Source organism: Bacillota bacterium, assembly GCA_012518215.1.
GTDB lineage: Bacteria > Bacillota > Dethiobacteria > DTU022 > PWGO01 > JAAYSV01.
The window spans coordinates 1-18,859 of record JAAYSV010000043.1 but is presented as its reverse complement, the minus strand read 5'-3'; the positions used below and the strand labels follow the sequence as shown (position 1 = coordinate 18,859).

The following is an 18,859-nucleotide window of genomic DNA, read 5'->3' as shown; positions in this document are numbered from 1 at the left end:
GATCTTGATGAAGATTAATATTGTAGATGATTACCAGGGGATGAGTGTGGAAGCCGCTCGTATCGTGGCTGACCAGCTCAGTCGCAAAAAGGATACTGTACTGGGGCTGGCGACCGGTTCCACGGTCGAAGGGTTGTACCGCGAGCTGGTGAAGGCAAATGACGGGGGCATGATTGGTTTCGAGAATGTTACTACTTTCAACCTGGATGAATACATCGGCCTTGGGCCTGGCCATCCACAGAGTTACCATTATTACATGCATCGCCATCTGTTCGGACATGTCAACATCACGCCCGAGCAGATAAATATTCCCGCGGGCCTCGAAGAAGATCACGAAAGGACTTGCCGGAATTACGAACTTGAAATCAAAGCGGCCGGAGGAATCGATCTGCAAATCCTGGGGATCGGTGTTAACGGCCATATCGGGTTCAATGAACCGGCCGGAGAACTGAAGGCTGAAACGCATCTGGTGGATCTTTCCGCGGAAACGATCAAGGCCAACAGCCGTTTTTTTGATTCCATGGATGAAGTGCCCCGCCGGGCAATCACCATGGGGGTGGGTTCGATCATGCACGCCCGGACAATCATGCTTCTGGCCAGCGGCGAAAACAAGGCCAGGGCGATAGAACGGACCGTTAACGGGCCAATCACCACTGCAGTTCCTGCTTCACTGTTGCAGCTTCACAGAAGATGTGTTCTTGTTCTGGACCGTGAAGCTGCTTCACTTCTATGAGTCAGGGCCGATGTTTGGCATTCGTTCCGCCCGGTACTTCTCTATCATTTCCACCGGCAACGTTGTAAAAACATAGCAGGTAACTGATGGGCCGTTCACGAATTTATGCTACAGGGAAAGGTGGTTTCCCGATCAGACAAAACTGGCTGCAACGGAGGTAAAAATGAACAGAAAAATTTTCGACAAGTATGAGTGGGAAGATCCGGAGATAATTGGCTACAGAAAAGAAGCGGCCAGATGCACGTCGATACCTTTTCCCGATCGAAAAACAGCGTTGAAAAATGAAGGGTCCCCTTTTGTTCAAGATTTGAACGGTCCCTGGAAATTCCGCTGGTCGCCAAACCCGGGCGAGCGGCCCCGGCATTTTTTCAGACCGGATCATGATGTTGCCGGCTGGGATGAAATTGAAGTGCCGTCCAACATGGAGATCAAGGGTTATGGTATTCCTTACTATCGTAACTTTGGCCATACATACAGTTTGAGCAAATTGTGTATACCCAGGATAAGTCATTCGGACAACCCCGTAGGGTCGTATCGGCGCGAATTCGTTGTTCCTGATGAGTGGAAGGATCGGGAGATATTTATTCATTTTGCCGGAGTAAAATCGGCGTTTTACCTGTGGGTCAACGGTAAATATGCGGGTTACAGCCAGGGTTCCATGACTCCGGCAGAATTCAAGATTGGCCCATTTCTCGAGGAGGGTATCAACGTGGTAGCGGTCGAGGTTTACAAATGGTCTGACGGTAGTTACCTCGAAGATCAGGACATGTGGCGGCTGTCCGGTATCTTCAGGGATGTTTTCCTGATGGCCGTTCCCCGCCTTGCCATACGTGATTTTTACATCCGCAGCGACCTTGATGAACATTATGAAGATGCTGTGATCAATGTTACCACACGGATAATCAATTATGACGGGAAGGATGCAACCGACTACCGTCTGGAAGTTATCCTTCTTGATGAGGAAGGCTATTTCGTGGAAAGGGAAGTGCTGGCCGAAACAGAAATAGATGTGAAAGCGGGTAGCGAATCATCTTTTGTTCTGGAAAGCCCGGTAAAGAACCCCCGAAAATGGTCGGCGGAGATACCCAACCTCTATCAGGTTATCCTCGGTCTGAAAGGGTCTTCCGGCGAGATCGTCGATATCCGCCGCTGCTATTTTGGTTTCCGCAAGATAGAGATTGACGCGGGTTGTTTTCTGATCAACGGCAAGCCCATCAAGATCAGGGGTGTCAACCGTCATGAATTTCATCCCCTTCACGGCCATGCGGTTCCCCTGGAGATCACTGAACAGGATATAAGATTGATCAAAGCCAACAATATCAACGCTATACGTACCTGCCACTACCCCAACAGCCCGGGTTTCTATGATCTCTGTGATCGTTATGGTATCTACGTCATCGATGAGGCCGACCTTGAAACCCACGGGCTTCGTTTCAGGATTCCCGGCAGCAATCCCCGCTGGACAGAAGCTTGTGTGGACCGCATGGTGCGGATGGTGGAGAGGGATAAAAATCATCCTTCCGTCATTATCTGGTCCTTGGGCAACGAGGCTGGCTACGGGGACAACTTCCGGAAGATGAAGGAGGCAGCGCTACGGGTAGACCTGACCAGGCCTGTACACTATGAGGGAGACCATGTTCTTGATATTTCCGATATTTTCAGCATGATGTATGCCCCGCCCCGGCTGGTTGACCGGGTTGGCCGTGGAAAAACTGTAATTGCGGGGCTTCCGGAGGGAAACAATCCCCTGGGGCGGGTGGTCAGGGAATGGCAATATCGTGACAAACCATTTTTGCTGTGCGAATATGCTCATTGCATGGGAAACAGCCTGGGCAACTTCCAGGAATACATGGATCTGTTCGAGAAATATCCGCGCTGTATGGGGGGCCTGATATGGGATTTTTCTGATCAGAGCATACTGATCAAAACAGAAGATGGAGAAGATTTCTGGACCTATGGCGGTGATTTTGGCGATAAGCCCAACAATGGGGCTTTCTGCGGCAATGGTATAGTTGCTGCAGATCGTTCACCGCACCCTGCACTGCATGAGGTCAAAAAGGTATACCAGGAAATCGGGGTAAGTGAGGTAGATCTTCGCAAGGGATTGGTGCGGATCGAGAACAAGTTCAGTTTTCGGACCCTGGATTTTGTTACGGCCGATTGGAAAATAACCGAAGGCGGGGCTGTGATTGAACAGGGGAAAATCGAGTTGCCCCCGATTTCCCCGCGGGAAACTGCGGAGGTGACGATTCCTTTTTCCAGGCCGGAATCGCGCCCGGGTATGGAGTACCATCTGCTCGTTGAATTTGCTTTGAAAGGCAATGAACATTGGGCGCCGGCGGGGCATATCGTGGCCTGGGAGCAGTTCAAACTGCCTTTCGAGAAGCAATTGCCCGGCCCGCTTCACAGGGCGGGCATGCAGCCACTTCATATGGAGGAAACAGATCGTTCAATCGTTGTCCATGGTGATGATTTCAGCGTGGGCCTGGAGAAAGAAAGCGGATGTATCTTCTCCCTGATGGCCGGGGGGCGTGAATATCTCGCCTCGCCGCTACGGCCCAATTTCTGGCGTGTTACCACCAGCAACGACGCTGGTGTTGGCAATCATGTCCCCTTGTTGAATCGGCCCAGCCTGTGGAAAAGGGCCGGGGAAACCCGTAGGGTGATCAATATCAAGTGTTGGTCCGGCAAGGTTGATCCCTCTGTCGTAGAAATAACGGTGGCCTCCAGGGTATTGTTTGGCCGACGGCCACTGCTGAATGTTTACTCCATACACGGTAACGGGGAGATAGATGTTTTTACCGAATTTGTTCCCCTTATCAATATGAACAAACTGGGGATGCAGCTGGAAATACCGGGCCAGTTCCGGCAGATGACCTGGTTTGGCAAGGGCCCCCACGAAACGATGCTTGACCGTAACCAAAGCGGAATTATTGCCATTCATTCTCTGCCCGTGGAGGAAGTGGCTCATGATTATCTGGTTCCACAGGAAAACGGAAATCGTTCCGAGGTGCGGTGGATGATCATGTCCGACAGGAAAGGTACGGATGGCCTGCTCTTCAAAGATGCTGCGGGCACACTTTTGAATGTCAGTGCCTGGCCTTATACCATGAATGACCTTTTCCGTGCCAGCCATATCCACGAATTGCCATCCCGGGAAAATATAACCCTCAATATTGACTACAAGCAGAAAGGTGTAGGCGGTGACAAGCCCGGGTTGCTCATGCTTCATGACGAATACAAACTCAAGAGGGGTTTGACTTACCGTTATGGTTTTACGGTCAAATGTGGGGTAAGTCTTGATGAAATGATAAAGAAATAGATATTTCCGGTTTCATGTTTCAAGCCCCGCCACTTTTCATGTTGCATTGAAAAGTGGCGGGGCCTTTTCCAGGGGCATTCTCTGCTTGTAGACATAGAACAACAAGGTTGGGGAATATATATCTGTAAACCTGGGAAGGGGGGCGATGGACCATGAAAAAAGCGACTGCCTGTATCTGTCTGTTTTCATTGCTGATGGCTGGCTACTGCCTGTACGGGTGCAGCCCCGAGCATACAGAGGTGCATGACAGGCGGCTCCCGGCCGCCGATTTCTATATTCCCGACATCAATCTGGAGGCCGCTATCCGGGAAGAACTCGGGAAGAGCCATGGTGAACTACTTACCGTCGCCGACATGGAACAGCTGGTTGACCTGATTGCGGAGAACAAGGGAATTGAAGATCTCAGGGGGTTGGAGTATGCCGTGAATCTGGTTGATCTGCGTCTTTGCAGTAACCGGATCACTGACCTTGTACCCCTTGGCAATCTGACGGCCGTGTACAGATTGCACCTTTCAAACAACAACATCATCGATATTACTCCGCTGAGCAGTTTGCCATATCTTGAAGATCTGAAACTTGATGGTAACAACATCGTTGACATTTCGCTTTTGAGCAACAACAAATCGCTGCGATGGGTGGATCTGTCGAGCAATGAAATTGCAGACATTTCTGTTCTTGCAACAAACATATTCCCCCTGCTGGAATATGTTGATTTAAGTGGAAACGAACTTGATATGGGCCAGGAAGAAAGCAGAGCAAGGATTGAAGAACTGTTGGAAAGGATCCCTGACCTGCGATATTGAGGCAGAAAGATTTTTATGGGTTCCCATGGTGTGGGCCGAAGCAGAAGGGTAACCCGGGAACTTTCACATTTTTGGCGGTGGCACTCTGTTTGCTGGCTGCGTTTGCATGGATGATATGGAAACTGATGTGAACAATGGCATGAAATGTGGGCCCCGGGAGCTTTTTATTTGCCGATACTCCTTGTTTTGCATAACTTATTTAATTATAATGATGATGATGCTCAACGAAAGGGCGGGTGAACATTTTATTGATGCAAGGCAATGATCAGGCGGAAAAAATCGGTTCCAGGGAGCGCTTCTGGGGGGTAGTCAGTTATTTGCTTGGCTGGATCTCCGGGGCCATAATTCTTCTTGTGGAGAAGAAAAACAAATTTATTCGATTCCATGCCATGCAGTCGGTAATGACATTTGGAACCTTCACTGTCCTATTTTTGATCCTGGCCGGTATAGACCATTTGACAGTGGCTCTGGAATTGTGGAATTACGCGGGGTTCCTGATCCTCTTGAAATTTCTTGATTGGCTGCTTATTATCCTTTTCTATCTGGCATTGTTGGTCCTGGTTATCTTTGTTTTCAAGGCTGGCCAGGGGGAAGCATTTAAACTGCCCATCATCGGCGATCTGGCCGAAGAACGGGTGATTTCCCAGAAATTCCGATCCAAAGATTGACCGCCTTCAATTCACTTCAGGGTCGCCTTTTCCACCTTTGTCATGAAATGCGTTCCAGGGTAACAACAGTGAGGGGGACAGATCTTCCGATGGTAAAGCAGACTGCTTACCCGTCTTTTCTTCAGGGTGTTGGTATCAGTATCTTTCTGGTCATTCTCCAATCGCTAGGGGGATTGCTTGTTGGTTTCTGGGGAGCATACATGGGTGTGAACCAAAGTTCATCTTCCATGTTGTTTTTAAATTTATTTCTCCTGCCCTCCGGCGTGGGGCTGATAATCATCTCCTTTTACTGCTGGCGTTCCGGTTACAGTTGCAAGGGTCTTCGGGGCCCGGGGAGAACCGCATGGTTTTTGTATCCGCTGTTTATCCCCATGTTCGTGGGATTGTCTTTTGTACTTTCGGAGATCGACAACTGTGTCAGGTTTGTTTATCCGGTAACAGATATGTGGGAAGAGGTGTTCTCCAGCATATACCTGGCCGATATCTGGATTATCTTGCCGGGGGTCGCGGTTATCCCTCCGATTCTGGAAGAGATAGTTTTTCGGGGTATCATCCTGCGGGGATTCCTGAAGCGCTATACTCCATGGGCCTCCATCATCCTATCATCACTTCTCTTTGCGGCCATGCACATCAATGTCTGGCAGATGATTCCTGCTTTCTTTGCCGGGCTTCTTCTGGGATATATATTTTACAGGACAGGATCCCTGATGGCGGTCATCTTTGCTCACGCAGTCAACAATGCCACGGCTGTTCTGGGCAATCATTTTTTTTGTATCCCCGGGTTCAATGACGGGGCTCTGTTTCAACCTGCCTGGCTGACCCTGGGGGCTATGGGGGTTGTTGTCCTTGCTCTGATAACCTTCAACTATATTCACAGGAATATGACAGCAACTTCTTTGACCTTCTAACACGATATTCTTGCTTTCAGCTCGTATATTTCACGTGCAAGCCATGGTACAAGCGAATGTGACATATGGCAATTATGGTGTCACAGTGAAATACCCCGGCAAACAATTTCCTTTTCCCTTGAATGGCATCTTGCAGGTTTTACAGATTCCAGGATATTATAAAATTTTCAGCATAACATACTGACAACATGCTGTCACGAAGCTTCTTTTAAGGGGTTGTGAATGATGGAAGATTGTCACTATAATGAATTCAAGGTAGGATTTTCCCCCTTTTTTACAATTTCCTACCTTGCAAACCCTCTAATCCCCTCCCTTTTTTTTCTCCGGGAGGGGCTTTTTTTATAAAAGATCACCGCCGTGGAAAGGAAAGAGGGTCAACGGAACACTACTTGTTCTTGATTGAATGGTGATTCATCAGAACTTTGTATTATACATGGACAGTCAACGAATCATGGCATAATGATAATGATATTTTCGTATCAATGAATAAGGGCGCAGTGGCAACAGGTAAATATGCAGGGGTGGTGCAAAAATGATTGATATATTGGTGGGCAAAGCAGAATACAGGGGTGAATTGCGGAATGGGGTGCCCCATGGTAAAGGGACCATCACTTTTGAAAATGGAAGCGTTTATTCGGGGGACTGGGAGGATGGGCAGATGCATGGGCAGGGTGTATTTTATTGGGGGCATGGATCGTACCTGGCAGGGGAATGGAAAGGAAACGAGGCAAATGGGTATGGAACGCTTGGAACTTCTACCGGTCAATCGTATATCGGGCAGTGGAGGAAAGACAGATTTCATGGAGAAGGGATTTTCTTTCTGCCGGAAGGTTACAGGTACATCGGGGGATTCAAGGATGGGCTGTTTCATGGAGAAGGTACGATGACACTACCGGACGGAGAGGTACTCAGCGGTAAATGGAGGAAAGATCGATTCAGGGGCAGGCGGAGGCGCGGTTGAGTTGGCCCGGTTGCAGGTATGGAAACTACATGGTAGCGAAATTGGTCATTTATTTTCCAGGGCCTCCCGGCACTCCTTGAGCATCTCACGGATGGGTAGGTTGTAGGGGCATTTTTCTTCGCATTCTCCACATTCGATGCAGTCCGATGCTTTTACAGAGAGGCTGTCATAACGGTTCCGGGCCCATTCCTTGAGGCCATATCTTTTCCAGTAGCCGAACATGAGGAAGATGAAAGAAATATTGACACCCTGCGGACAGGGCAGGCAGTATTCGCAGCGGCGGCAGAAGCGGCTGCCAAGCTTATTTGCTTCTTCCCGCAATCTGTCCAGTGCCTCTTTGTCGGGGGGCAAGCCCGATATGGAAGTATTCTCGATGACTTCATCGATCGATTGCATTCCCGGGATTACCACCGATACGGGAAAACCGAGTAGATACTGAAGTGCAGTTTTTTTCAAGGTCAATGCGCCGCCACAGAGGGGCTTCATGATGATGGTTCCGATTTCTTTTTTGCGGGACAGGGGAAGAAGGAGATCATTTGCTTCCTGTTCAACGATATTGAAGGGGAACTGAATTGTATCGAAATTTTCCGTTTTCAGGGCTTTGACTGCCAGCGTGGGAAGATGCGATGTCAGGCCGATGAAACGAACTTTGCCTTCACGTTGGGCTTCCTTGATTCCATCAAGTGCTCCACCGGGTTGCAATACCGCATTCAACTGTTTTTCATTGCTGACGTTGTGGATCTGATAAAGATCTAGATAATCTGTTCTTAAAAGCCGGAGGCTCAAATCCACATCTTCCTTGAACCCTTTTTTATCACGATTCATTGATTTTGAAGCGATGATCACATTGTCTCTGGGGATGCCAGATCCGGCCAGGGCAGCCCCTATTTTTTCTTCACTGTCTGTATAAGCCCTGGCTGTGTCCAGGAAATTTATCCCCCGATCAAGTGACTTCAGGATCACTTTTTTCGCTTCGGACATGGTGGCCCGCTGGATGGGGATCCCCCCGAACCCTATTTCCGATACTTTCAGGCCGGTTTTGCCAAGTATTCTGTACTGCATTCTTCAAATACCTCCGAAAAATGTTCCTCATGCTCCTTATAAAATATTACTACGATTGGACACTGTAATCCTTCTTTTGTACAGGTGAGAGATCTTGCCCGATGTCAATTCATTGCAGACAGGCAGTGTCCAGAAGAAACTTTCTTGCAAAGATGGAGAAACATTGCATCATGGGTTGCCAAGGCCGCCAAAGATTTATATAATTGTTTTAAACACCAGTATGAAATCATGACGGGTTGGTTCTCCCGGGGAGATGCCATCCATGATAGAGGAAAGGCGGGTGATGAAGTTCATGAGCAAACAGAACACCAAGTCCAGAATAATTGCGGCGGCTATTGAGATGATGGGTCGGGAGGGCAATATCAATGCCACCGTTCGGGATATAGCCGGAAGGGCGGATGTGAACCTTGCTTCCATAAATTATTATTTTCGCAGCAAAGACAATTTGCAATCAGAACTGGAGGCGCACTTTTCCCGGGAGACCGAGGCTATCTACAGGATATTGTACGATGCGGGAAAGACGCTGGAGGAAAGACTTCATGAATGGGCTGACAGGATGATGAAACATCTGATCGATTACCCGGGGGTCCTGTTCATGCTGGCCGACAGGATCGTAAGCAGTGGCCAGGAAAGTTCCGGCATCATCGAACTTATCGATTATTCGGAAGCAAACCTGGAACTGGTCATCAGGGAGGCCACCGGAGAGACCGATGGACAGAAAATAGCCATTGGTGTGATGCTGCTGATGTCGGGGATTATCAATCCCGTATTGTTGTATCATGGTTCGGGGAAAATGCCCAAGGCCGACATCAGTGATGCAAAGGTACGAAAAAAACTTATTGATCAATTGCTATCTTGTGTGCTAGGTTCATGAATTCCGCACAAAAATTGAAATCGCATTATTTATTTGTCTGGTGTTGACAAAATTGTTGTTGCATAGTAGTATTAAACAAACGATTAAAACATATGTTTAAATGGAGCGTCGCCATCGGTGAAAAAACTGGGTGTTTTTGCGGTAAAATATAGAATCCCCATTATTGTAGTCTACGTCATTCTTCTGATTCCTGCGGCTATTGGATATTTTTTAACTCCCAACAACTACGACATTCTGTCCTACATGCCCGATGATATGAATTCCAAACAGGGGGAACAGTTGCTGGAAGAGGAATTTGGCCTTTCCGGTGTGGGTATTATCATGGTCCGGGGCAAAGAATTGTGGGAAGTGCAGAATCTGAAGAAAAGGATCGAGGAAGTTGAAGGCGTAGATTCTGTCATGTGGGTTGATGATTACACCGATATATTCGTTCCCATAGAGTTTATAGAAGAAGATATAAGAACACAGTTTATTTCCGGAGATTCGGTTTTGCTTCAAGTGTTGTTCGAGGAAAATGCCCGTTCGTTGCAGACCAATCTGGCGTCCCGTGAAATAGAGGATCTGATTGATGATGATACCGTTTTTGGCGGAGAACCGGCGATCATCAATGAATTGCAGGTGATTACCGAGAAGGATATGGTAATCTACATGATCATTGCCGTGGCAACGATCTATCTGATCCTGGCCCTCTCCGTTTCTTCATATATAGAGCCCCTCCTTTTCCTGATCTCGGTGGGAGTGGCGGTCATCATCAACATGGGCACAAACATCTTCATGGGCGAGATATCATTCATGACTGCTTCCATCGCTGCCGTGATGCAACTGGGTATATCGATGGATTTCTCCATATTTTTGCTGCACCGCTTTGAAGAAGAAAAAGAAAAATATCCTTCCGTTTTGAAGGCCATGGAAACGGCGGTATCCAAGACGGCGATGACAATAGCCTCGAGTGCCTTGACCACCATTGGCGGGTTTTTTGCCCTGACAGTGATGCAAAATGGCATAGGAAGGGATATGGGTCTGGTGCTGGGGAAAGGGATCATCATCAGCCTGATCGTCAACCTGACCTTTTTACCCAGTTTGATCCTGGTTGCTTACAACTTCACCAGCAGATTCAGGCACAGGATATTGCTGCCCTCCTTCAAGTCGATTGCCCGATGGATCATCAAGGGGCGCTGGGTTTTTGTGATCATCCTGCTTGCCCTGGCGGTCCCCGCCTATCTGGCCCAGAGCAAGGCTGATTACTATTATTCCAATGAAAATTATCTGCCTGCTCATGCCCGCTCGGTGCAGGCAACAAACGATATCATGGACAGCTTCGGGGCCATGGACATGGCCTATCTGATTACCCGCAACGAAGGGCGGGTCAAGGAGAAAGAACTGGTGGACAGGATCAAAACGGTCAAAGGCGTTGATTCGGTGCTGGGGATTTCAGAACAGGTGGACATGGCTATACCGGAGGTGTTCATCCCCGAGGATGTGATCGAAAATTTTGTGGCTGAAGATTATCGCTATTTTCTCATATTTTTGGAAAAATTCGATCATGAAACTGATGTGTTCATCACTATCGATGATATCCGGAGTCACGCTTCCACATTGCATGATGAATATTATGTTACAGGGAATTCGGCATTGACCCGTGACATGGCCTCACTGGTTGATACCGATGCCCGCAATGTACTTTATATCTCGGTGGTTCTTATATTCCTGATCATTGCCATAAGCTTCAGATCTATCGCCATACCCTTTATCCTCATTCTGGCGATTCAGATTGCCATCTGGATCAATGTCAGTTTTCCCTATTTGCAGGGTCAGCAGGTCAGCTCGCTGACACCGATGATCATAGGGGCGATCCAGCTGGGTGCTACTGTAGATTATGCCATTCTGTTTGCCTCGAGATACCAGGAAAATATCTTCAATTTTTCCCGCAGGATAGACGCGATGAGGCAGACAATCGAGGATACGGGGCGTTCAATTTTGACCAGTGCTCTGACCATGTTTGGAGCCACGTTTGGTATCTCCCTGATTGCCAGTATCAAAACGACGGGAGAGATGACCAAAATGATAGGTAGAGGTGCGATTATCAGCATGATCGTCATATTTATTGGGTTGCCCGCGATGATGTTGATCATGGAAAAACCGCTCCAGTTGACTACAAAGGGCTGGCCCACGATGATTACCAAAGCAAAGGAGACCGTTTTGCCTTTGGATTGATAAATTCCAATAATAGAACCCTTGGGAGGGAGTTTCGAAATGAGAAAACATTTGACCAAGATTGCTTATCTTGCAGTTTCGGTGGCACTGGTGGTGTCGGCCCTGATTTTCATGCCGGGGCATGATCTGATCAAGATCAACGGGGATATAGCGGCAGACACCAGACCGGAAGAGGTGGATCAGAAGATCGCCGTTGGGGATGGGCCGGGGGCATCTGCCTGCAAAAATGAAACCGTTTATGTGGTGTTGAATGCCGATGGGACGGTAGCCGATCTGAAGGTGGTAAATTGGATTTACGATATGGACAACAGATCCCTGGATAACATCGTTGATTACGGACGTTACACTTCCGTCAATAACATGAAATCGGAGAAAATTCCGATGCTGAATGATGACCATGTGGTGTGGGATCAGGAAAGCCTCGATGAAGGTGATATATTCTACGAGGGAACCACCTTGCAGGAACTGCCCGTGGACATTGGAATCACCTACCGGCTCGACGGAAAGGAGCTGAGTGCCGCCGAGGTGGCAGGCCGCAGCGGCCATCTGAAAATAATCATCAATCTTGAAAACAAACTGAAAGAAAACGGATTGATCTACTATGATAGTTATGAGGGTGGGCGTGTGGCCAGGGAAGACGAGAATTGCGTTCCCATGGTCGTTCAGGGTACCTGCACCGTTGACAGCAAGAAGTTTTCGGATATACGTGCAACCAACGGTTCCCAGGTGGTGGTAGGTGAAACGATAAATCTGGGATTCATGACTTTTCCCTTGCCGGATGCAGAGATAGAAATTGATATGCAGGCTGTAGATATCGAGCTTAACCCCATCACCTTGACCATAATGCCCCAGATGCCGCCCATTCCGGACATCGACCTCGAAGATGATTTTGTACAGATGCTCGATGGCGTGACCCAGATCGGGTCGGGATTGATGCAACTTTATGATGCTCTGAACGTGATGATCGAGGAATTCGAGAGTTTTCGGGTCATGGCCCTGGAGATAACGGAAGGGTTGAAAACATTCTTTGAAGATAACGAAGAACTGGTAAAAGCCATTGAAGATCTGCTGGACAATACCAGCAGGGATGATCTTGAAGAGTTGCTGGACAGGATCCAGGATTTGCCGGATATAACTGATGAATTGGAAGATGTCATTGACAATCTACCCGATGAATGGCCTGACTTGCCCGATGAATGGCCTGACTTGCCCGATGAATGGCCTGATGAGTGGCCAGACCTTACCGATGAAAATCCCGATTTTTCCGACAGGTGGTCTGATTTGCTTGATGGGATCGAGGGATTGCCCGCTGAAACAGCCGGGACCGGGCCTTCTGTTTCGGGTATGGCTGTTGCAGGTCCGGAAGGATCGGGGGCTGCAGAAGCGGCAGATAACAAAACCGGCATGGACGCTGCTGCAAATAGTGATGATGAACAGAATTCAGACGGCTTGCCGGAAGAGATATTTGTAGAGGATGGAGGAGCCGGGGATGCGGTTGACGATCCCGCAAATGCCGGGCCGGAAGAAGGGGATCTTCCACCAGGCAATGGCGATGAAGAAAAATTGGATGAAGATCTTCCACCGGCTACCGATGATGGGAGAACGGATAGGGAAGAACAGTTTGGGGATGCTTTGGAATCTGTCCGGGATCAACTGAACCGGGTTGATTTTGATCAGGTCAGGCACAATCTGAACCGACTTGAAAATGAGATGGATGATCATTTGGCCGACCTTCCGGAAGCTCTGGATCAGCTGGTAAATGCCCCGCGTCTGCTAGCCGATGGCATCAAGGAAATTCATGATCGTGGGATCGTGGAGATCGAGAAAGGATTGATCGAGGGGATAGATGAGATGAGATTTGGCCAGGCCAAGGTGGACAGGATGGAGGAATTGGCCAACGGTTACAGGTCATTCATGGATGAAAGAAATATAAACAGCAATGTGCAATTTCTGTTGCAGACGAAGAAAGTGGAAAAGGAAGAAGAAAAGAGCGATAAAAAAGAGGGTGGGGCTGCACCCGAGAGAAGGCAGGTGGGCCTGTGGGAACGCATTGTGAATTTATTTGCCTTTGTCGGCTCATCTTTGACCCTTCTGATGCACCTGTTGTAACCGACAACAAATGACGCCGGGCAGCTCGATGGCTTTTGGCGGATTCAAATTCAATGAAAAGATTTGACGTAGGTCAGGGAGAAAGCTTTCTGGCCTTCAAAGGAATCATTTTTCACCCTGGAATAAAGTTTGAATCCCATTTTTTCGTAAAATGGCACGGCGCTTCTGTTCAATGAAGTTGTACCCAGGTGCACTCCTTTTATACCATGCGCCTGAAGGTGTGTAAAAAAACGGTTCATCAATGCTTCCCCGATCCCTTTTCGCCTGTAGTCCCTGTCGATATTTATATGCAGGTGGGCGGGGTAAAGCCCGAGCGGGGGGTATGGGTTTCCCGCAGAAATTCCCGAAAACATGTCCCGTATATATTTTTTTGTTTTTTTACCGATGTGATATTGTTTCCGGGCTGCCCCGAAAAGAAGGCGGGGAATTATCCTCACTGCCAGTGTGCGATTGTAGCGCTGGGTATTCAGGCATCCGTTGAGGTATCCTATGGTCAGGTCGCCAACCCTGGCTACAAAGGTGGATTGTGGTTCGAAATCGGTATAGTAGAGAGTCCAGAAATCAGCAAATAATTCCTCATCATCGATGTACGGCCTGATGTCCTGACCGACGTACCCTGTATCACAACATATCTTCCTGATTGCTGATCTGTCCCGGGGTTCCATACCGGCGATCTGGTAGTTTATCATGGTTTTGCTCTTCAGGGCTCCCTTTCAAAAGTACACAGCGATCATTGACTTGTATATATAATACCATCAGTACGGTTTGATTTCCTGCCAGCCGGGGTAATTCCGGAATGGCATGGTGTCATCGGCTATTTCAAAAAAGTGCTAGCTTTGACACCTGTTCTTGCAGCGCATTTTTCTCCTGTTCCCGTTGTTTTACCGCCAATCCTGTCTTCGGCAATTGAAGGCCGCGATGCCCCCGGCATATTTCTTTGAATGAATGCGTGTTCAGACAATGTTGACAAATTTTTTCATGGGTAACAGGGGTATCTGGCTGTCAGGTCGGATAGGCATGCAGGTGATCGGGCGGTAGTGGCATATTGGGTCAGGGGGGAAATGTGACACGGAAGAAAAAGTTGACTGCAGCATTCCCCGGGGTTGTGTCATTTAACGTATATTTCGGTTTTCCGGGGCGGTTTTTTGGCGAGCATGGCCCTGGCAAAATGGAACAAACCTTTGCATGTTTGTCCGTTGAAGGCCACAAGAAGCCCCCGGGTGGCATCGTAGGTTACGGCTCCGTCTGTCATGGCGAAGATACTGCGCAAGGGAAGGGACATGGCACCCTTTCTGACCATGATCTTTTCAAATTCCTCGGCATCTTTGGGCAACACTATGGTGGAGAATCTGTGGATGGCCCATTTGAAGATCTTTCCAAAGATGGTGATACCGATATCGCCAATGGTGCTGTTGAAGTCGACCTCCCCTCTTTTCACGGGGGTATCGGGTGGCATTTCCCTGCCGATCAGGGCTTCAAATTGTTTCAACGGGACCTCCACTGCACCATGAAAATCGTAATAGAAAGGGGTGATGTGTCTCAGGTCGGGCATTTCCTTTTTGACGGCATCTATCTTGACGGTTGCTTGCAGCCGTATATCCCTGGAAGATGAACCGACCAGGATCTCGTAGTCGCCACTTTCCACACACCAATCGCCGATCTTTGTATTGTAAAAAGCGAAAGCATCCCTGTCCAGATCAATGGTGGCCGTTCGGGTTTCACCCTTTTTCAAAAATACCTTCTTGAAACCTTTGAGTTCTTTATCGGCTTTGAAAACGGTGGAATCAGTATCGCGGATGTAGATCTGGGCTACCTCCGCGCCATCATGTTTGCCCGTGTTTTTCAGTTCAAAACTGACGGTCAAGGTATCGTTTTCGTTGATTTTATCGGCGCCGAGTTCAAGATTCGCATAGGAAAAATTCGTGTAGGAAAGACCGTAACCGAAGGGGAAGAGGACTTCTTTTTTTCCGGTATCGTAATCCCTGTACCCTACAAAAATACTCTCTCTGTATTCAATTCTCCTGGGCCCCATGCCAAAATATCCGGAAGAAAGCCCATCTTCCAGGCGCAGAGGAAATGTTTCAGCCAGTTTCCCGGAAGGGTTGACCATCCCGAAGAGCAGATCATGGGCTGCTTCCCCTCCTGCTTCCCCACCCAGATAGAGATTGAGAACGGCAGCCACCCTGTCCAGCCAGGGCATATTCACCGGTGAACCGCAATTCAGAGCAACGACCACGCGGTCCGACACTTCACATAGTTTGCGGACAAGTTCATTATGGCCCCGGGGCATCTCCAGATGGGTACGGTCAAAACTTTCGGATTCATATTCATCGGTCAAACCAATGAAGACGAGAACGTATTCTTTGTTCCTGGCCAGTGCAACGGCATCGTCGATGTATTTTTTGTCATATCCATCTCCCTGCAGGGTATATCCCGGGGCGTAGGAAAAACGAGCATTGAGCGCGTCCATATGGTCGCAGAAACTGACCAGTTTTCTGGGGTTTATCCTGCTGCTTCCGCTGCCCTGGTAGCGGGGATTTCGGGCCAACTGACCGATCACGGCCAGGTCTGCACCATCCGGAAAAGGCAAGATGCCGTCTTCATTTTTGAGCAGGACAGCACCGCTTGCAGCGGCTTTCCGGGCCAGAAGATGGTTTTTATCGTAATCCGCTTTGAATGTGGCCGTTTTTTCCCTGGTGGAGGCACATCTGAATACAAATTGCAGAATTCTTCCAACGACAATATCGAGGTCCTTGACATCCAGGCGCCCCGATCTGACTGCTTCGATGATTTCCCGGTCCAGGATACCATTGGATGAAGGCATCTCCAGGTCCAGTCCGGCCACGATGCCTTTGACCCGGTCATTGACCGCACCCCAGTCGGAGACGACCATGCCTTCAAATCCCCATTCCTTCCTCAATATATCCCCCAGCAATTTCCGGTTGTCACTGGCATGTACCCCGTTGATGAGGTTGTAACTGCACATGATGGTGTAGGGCTGTGACTTCTTGACGGCTATCTCGAAGGCTTTGAGATAGATTTCCCTCAGGGCCCGTTCGTCAACTTCGGCGCTGATGGTCAATCTGCGGTATTCCTGCGAGTTGACGGCATAATGTTTCAACGACGTGCCGATACCGTTTTCCTGCACCCCCTGGATGTAGGCGGCAGCCAGTTCACCGGTGAGGTAGGGATCCTCGCTGAAATATTCGAAGTTGCGTCCGCACAGGGGGCTTCTTTTGATGTTTATCCCCGGTCCAAGTACTGTTGATACCCCCTGATCAAGGCTTTCAGAAGCAATGGCATTGCCAACCTCCCGGGCCAGATCGGTATCCCAGGTGCTGGCCAGGGTAACCGCGGGAGGGAAACAGGTTGCCGGAACGGTGTCTTTGAATACATTGGTGACGGCTGCCGATTCGACCTCTTTGCGAAGGCCGTGGGGGCCATCAGCCACCATCACGGCGGGTATTTCCAGCCTTTTTATCGGGGTAGTCTCCCAGTTATTTATTCCCGAGCACAGAGCGGCTTTCTCTTCCAGGGTAAGTTTGGCCAATATTTGATTTATTTTTGTTGACATTGTGAACCTCCCGATAGTATATTTTCTGACCAGATCAAGAATAACAAATATTTGTGCGGAGTGTCAATAATCTGGCCGTGCCAATCCGTCATATTCGGGACCTGACAGGTACCGGGGTATGGAATGAATTATACCTTGCTCCTGCTAGCCGGGCTGCCTACATCCCCATTGGCAGAATACACCCATTTTTATCTTGTTGATTGTTTTCTTTCTTGATATGTATAATCATGGGGTCTGCCCTGCACGGATGGTTTTGATTTGCCAGGTTCCTGATGGTGGATCGGGGATGATTTCAAAAGGAGCGGATGAAACTTGAAAACAATCAAGGACAGGATACTGGGTTTGTACCGGGCTAACGTGTACAGAAGAGTCATAATTATCTGGGTTGCATTCCAGGCGGTAATGTGGATAGTGTTTGCTATCAACTATTTTTACAACCCCGATGCCTGGATGGGTGCTCCTGAAACAGGGTATATGGACAGGGGATCGGGGGGGTGTTTCAAAACTTTTTTGGCCATTTCAGGCAATAACCTGATCCTTCTGTTGCTCATCGCAGGGGGCAATATTTTTGTCAGGTTCGGTGTATTCACGCCCGGGTTATTGATTCTGCTTGTTCAAGGTATCGTTACAGGAATTGTAGCAGGATCCAATTCTTTTGAATTTCCCTTTGTGGATGTCCACGAGGCAAATATTCAATATTTGAAAGTAGGCCTGTGGGAGACGACGGCCTATGCACTGGCATGCGCCGTAACACTCACGAAATCACTATATATTGCCAGCACCTTCCCGGCCAGGCGGTGGGCGGAGACCAGAAAATTGAAAGAAATCAAATTTGACACGCCTGAAACGATTGTTGCCGTGACCAGTATCTTGCTATTGATTGTAGCCGCGTTTGTAGAAGCGATACTGCTGAGCGGTTCATAATCCGCAACGGGGGTTTGTACCGACTGTTACCGGTCGCAATTGTCAGTTGTTTTATCCGGCAGCTTCGGGGGAAAATAAAAAATTTTTATGACAATATGGTAAGATAATGCATTATAATCAAACCGAAGTTACGTTATTTATCGGGGGATATTCCCTGGATCTGAAGAGGGGGGCTGTGGGAATGACAGAAAAAAAAGTCCATGGAAATTACCCCATTACAGGTGAACGTAGTCTTTCCATCATTGTTCTGGTTCTTTTTTCTTCGTGGATGTTGTCATTGCCCTTTCAAGGGCAGATATTTCTCGAAATTGCTGAAATGTTCGGTATCAACCCCCAACAAATGACTCTCGCTGCAGTGGCTGCCACGGTGGCAGGCTTGCTTTTCTGGGGTTTTCTGATCAAGAGCAAGAAAATAGCGAAGCGTTTGATGCTGATTTCGATGGCTGTTTGCATCATTGGTTCCGCCGTTTTCTTTTATCCACCTTCTCCACTGTGGGCCATTGCTCTGGCTCTAAGCGCTTTTTCAAGCAGCGCCTTTGTTGCCGGATGGGGTTATTACTTCAGAAGTGGTACACCCAGAAACGAACGTGTGAAAACTGCCGCCGTGGGGCTAATCTATACCAATATCCTGATGATTCTCTTGAAATTGAGTGCTATTTACCTCTCTCCGTACACGGGGCTTGGTTTATCCATGCTGACACTCGGTG

The 18,859-nt window shown here is 48.5% G+C and carries 14 protein-coding genes; 11 read left to right on the top strand and 3 right to left on the bottom strand.

Annotated elements, in window-relative coordinates; translation table 11 throughout:
- Nucleotides 1–7: 7 nt before the first annotated feature.
- From nagB to GX364_06685, 6 genes are all read left to right on the top strand, one after another.
- Complete coding sequence (gene nagB / locus GX364_06710; GenBank protein ID NLI70535.1) at nucleotides 8–733, top strand: glucosamine-6-phosphate deaminase; 726 nt, start codon at nucleotides 8–10, stop codon at nucleotides 731–733.
- 163 nt (nucleotides 734–896) lie between these two features.
- Nucleotides 897–4,055, top strand: coding sequence for a DUF4981 domain-containing protein (locus tag GX364_06705; protein ID NLI70534.1), 3,159 nt, complete (start codon nucleotides 897–899; stop codon nucleotides 4,053–4,055).
- Between the two features lie 152 nt (nucleotides 4,056–4,207).
- Nucleotides 4,208–4,858 (top strand): leucine-rich repeat domain-containing protein, encoded by a 651-nt coding sequence (locus GX364_06700; GenBank protein ID NLI70533.1) that lies wholly within the window; start codon nucleotides 4,208–4,210, stop codon nucleotides 4,856–4,858.
- Between the two features lie 251 nt (nucleotides 4,859–5,109).
- On the top strand, nucleotides 5,110–5,526 hold the full coding sequence (locus GX364_06695) for a DUF4870 domain-containing protein (protein NLI70532.1): 417 nt from the start codon (nucleotides 5,110–5,112) through the stop codon (nucleotides 5,524–5,526).
- 89 nt (nucleotides 5,527–5,615) lie between these two features.
- Nucleotides 5,616–6,434 (top strand): CPBP family intramembrane metalloprotease, encoded by an 819-nt coding sequence (locus GX364_06690; GenBank protein NLI70531.1) that lies wholly within the window; start codon nucleotides 5,616–5,618, stop codon nucleotides 6,432–6,434.
- 532 nt (nucleotides 6,435–6,966) lie between these two features.
- The gene (locus GX364_06685) at nucleotides 6,967–7,395 is read left to right on the top strand and encodes a phosphatidylinositol kinase (protein ID NLI70530.1); all 429 of its coding nucleotides are present in this window, start codon (nucleotides 6,967–6,969) and stop codon (nucleotides 7,393–7,395) included.
- Between the two features lie 45 nt (nucleotides 7,396–7,440).
- Here the strand turns inward: GX364_06685 and GX364_06680 are convergent, their stop codons facing one another.
- Complete coding sequence (locus tag GX364_06680; protein NLI70529.1) at nucleotides 7,441–8,457, bottom strand: 4Fe-4S binding protein; 1,017 nt, start codon at nucleotides 8,455–8,457, stop codon at nucleotides 7,441–7,443.
- A 262-nt stretch (nucleotides 8,458–8,719) separates the two neighbouring features.
- On the opposite strand from GX364_06680, the gene GX364_06675 reads away from it, so the two are divergent.
- The 3 genes from GX364_06675 to GX364_06665 all read left to right on the top strand — a co-directional run bounded on the left by GX364_06675 (nucleotide 8,720) and on the right by GX364_06665 (nucleotide 13,654).
- Complete coding sequence (locus tag GX364_06675; GenBank protein NLI70528.1) at nucleotides 8,720–9,331, top strand: TetR family transcriptional regulator; 612 nt, start codon at nucleotides 8,720–8,722, stop codon at nucleotides 9,329–9,331.
- A gap of 117 nt (nucleotides 9,332–9,448) precedes the next feature.
- Nucleotides 9,449–11,545 (top strand): MMPL family transporter, encoded by a 2,097-nt coding sequence (locus GX364_06670; GenBank protein ID NLI70527.1) that lies wholly within the window; start codon nucleotides 9,449–9,451, stop codon nucleotides 11,543–11,545.
- Between the two features lie 39 nt (nucleotides 11,546–11,584).
- Nucleotides 11,585–13,654 carry a hypothetical protein gene (locus GX364_06665; protein ID NLI70526.1) on the top strand — a complete coding sequence of 690 codons (2,070 nt, stop codon included), beginning with the start codon at nucleotides 11,585–11,587 and terminating at the stop codon, nucleotides 13,652–13,654.
- Between the two features lie 50 nt (nucleotides 13,655–13,704).
- Here GX364_06665 and GX364_06660 read toward each other — a convergent pair whose 3' ends face one another.
- On the bottom strand, nucleotides 13,705–14,343 hold the full coding sequence (locus GX364_06660; GenBank protein NLI70525.1) for a GNAT family N-acetyltransferase: 639 nt from the start codon (nucleotides 14,341–14,343) through the stop codon (nucleotides 13,705–13,707).
- A 419-nt stretch (nucleotides 14,344–14,762) separates the two neighbouring features.
- Complete coding sequence (locus GX364_06655; protein ID NLI70524.1) at nucleotides 14,763–17,228, bottom strand: glycosyl hydrolase; 2,466 nt, start codon at nucleotides 17,226–17,228, stop codon at nucleotides 14,763–14,765.
- 312 nt (nucleotides 17,229–17,540) lie between these two features.
- Here GX364_06655 and GX364_06650 point away from each other — a divergent pair, with 312 nt between their 5' ends.
- Both GX364_06650 and GX364_06645 read left to right on the top strand, forming a co-directional pair.
- The gene (locus GX364_06650; protein NLI70523.1) at nucleotides 17,541–18,152 is read left to right on the top strand and encodes a hypothetical protein; all 612 of its coding nucleotides are present in this window, start codon (nucleotides 17,541–17,543) and stop codon (nucleotides 18,150–18,152) included.
- A gap of 181 nt (nucleotides 18,153–18,333) precedes the next feature.
- Nucleotides 18,334–18,859, top strand: a 526-nt coding sequence (locus GX364_06645; GenBank protein ID NLI70522.1) for a LuxR family transcriptional regulator, incomplete at its 3' end; no start/stop codon positions are given.

What these genes read in the sequence shown, in the direction of transcription:
- GX364_06685 (NLI70530.1), top strand. Translation starts at nt 6,967, where the DNA reads ATGATTGATATATTGGTGGGCAAAGCAGAATACAGGGGTGAATTGCGG.
- GX364_06665 (NLI70526.1), top strand. Translation starts at nt 11,585, where the DNA reads ATGAGAAAACATTTGACCAAGATTGCTTATCTTGCAGTTTCGGTGGCA.
- GX364_06690 (NLI70531.1), top strand. Translation starts at nt 5,616, where the DNA reads ATGGTAAAGCAGACTGCTTACCCGTCTTTTCTTCAGGGTGTTGGTATC.
- GX364_06700 (NLI70533.1), top strand. Translation starts at nt 4,208, where the DNA reads ATGAAAAAAGCGACTGCCTGTATCTGTCTGTTTTCATTGCTGATGGCT.
- GX364_06705 (NLI70534.1), top strand. Translation starts at nt 897, where the DNA reads ATGAACAGAAAAATTTTCGACAAGTATGAGTGGGAAGATCCGGAGATA.
- GX364_06675 (NLI70528.1), top strand. Translation starts at nt 8,720, where the DNA reads ATGATAGAGGAAAGGCGGGTGATGAAGTTCATGAGCAAACAGAACACC.
- GX364_06680 (NLI70529.1), bottom strand. Translation starts at nt 8,457, where the DNA reads ATGCAGTACAGAATACTTGGCAAAACCGGCCTGAAAGTATCGGAAATA.
- GX364_06695 (NLI70532.1), top strand. Translation starts at nt 5,110, where the DNA reads ATGCAAGGCAATGATCAGGCGGAAAAAATCGGTTCCAGGGAGCGCTTC.
- GX364_06660 (NLI70525.1), bottom strand. Translation starts at nt 14,343, where the DNA reads ATGATAAACTACCAGATCGCCGGTATGGAACCCCGGGACAGATCAGCA.
- nagB (NLI70535.1), top strand. Translation starts at nt 8, where the DNA reads ATGAAGATTAATATTGTAGATGATTACCAGGGGATGAGTGTGGAAGCC.
- GX364_06655 (NLI70524.1), bottom strand. Translation starts at nt 17,228, where the DNA reads ATGTCAACAAAAATAAATCAAATATTGGCCAAACTTACCCTGGAAGAG.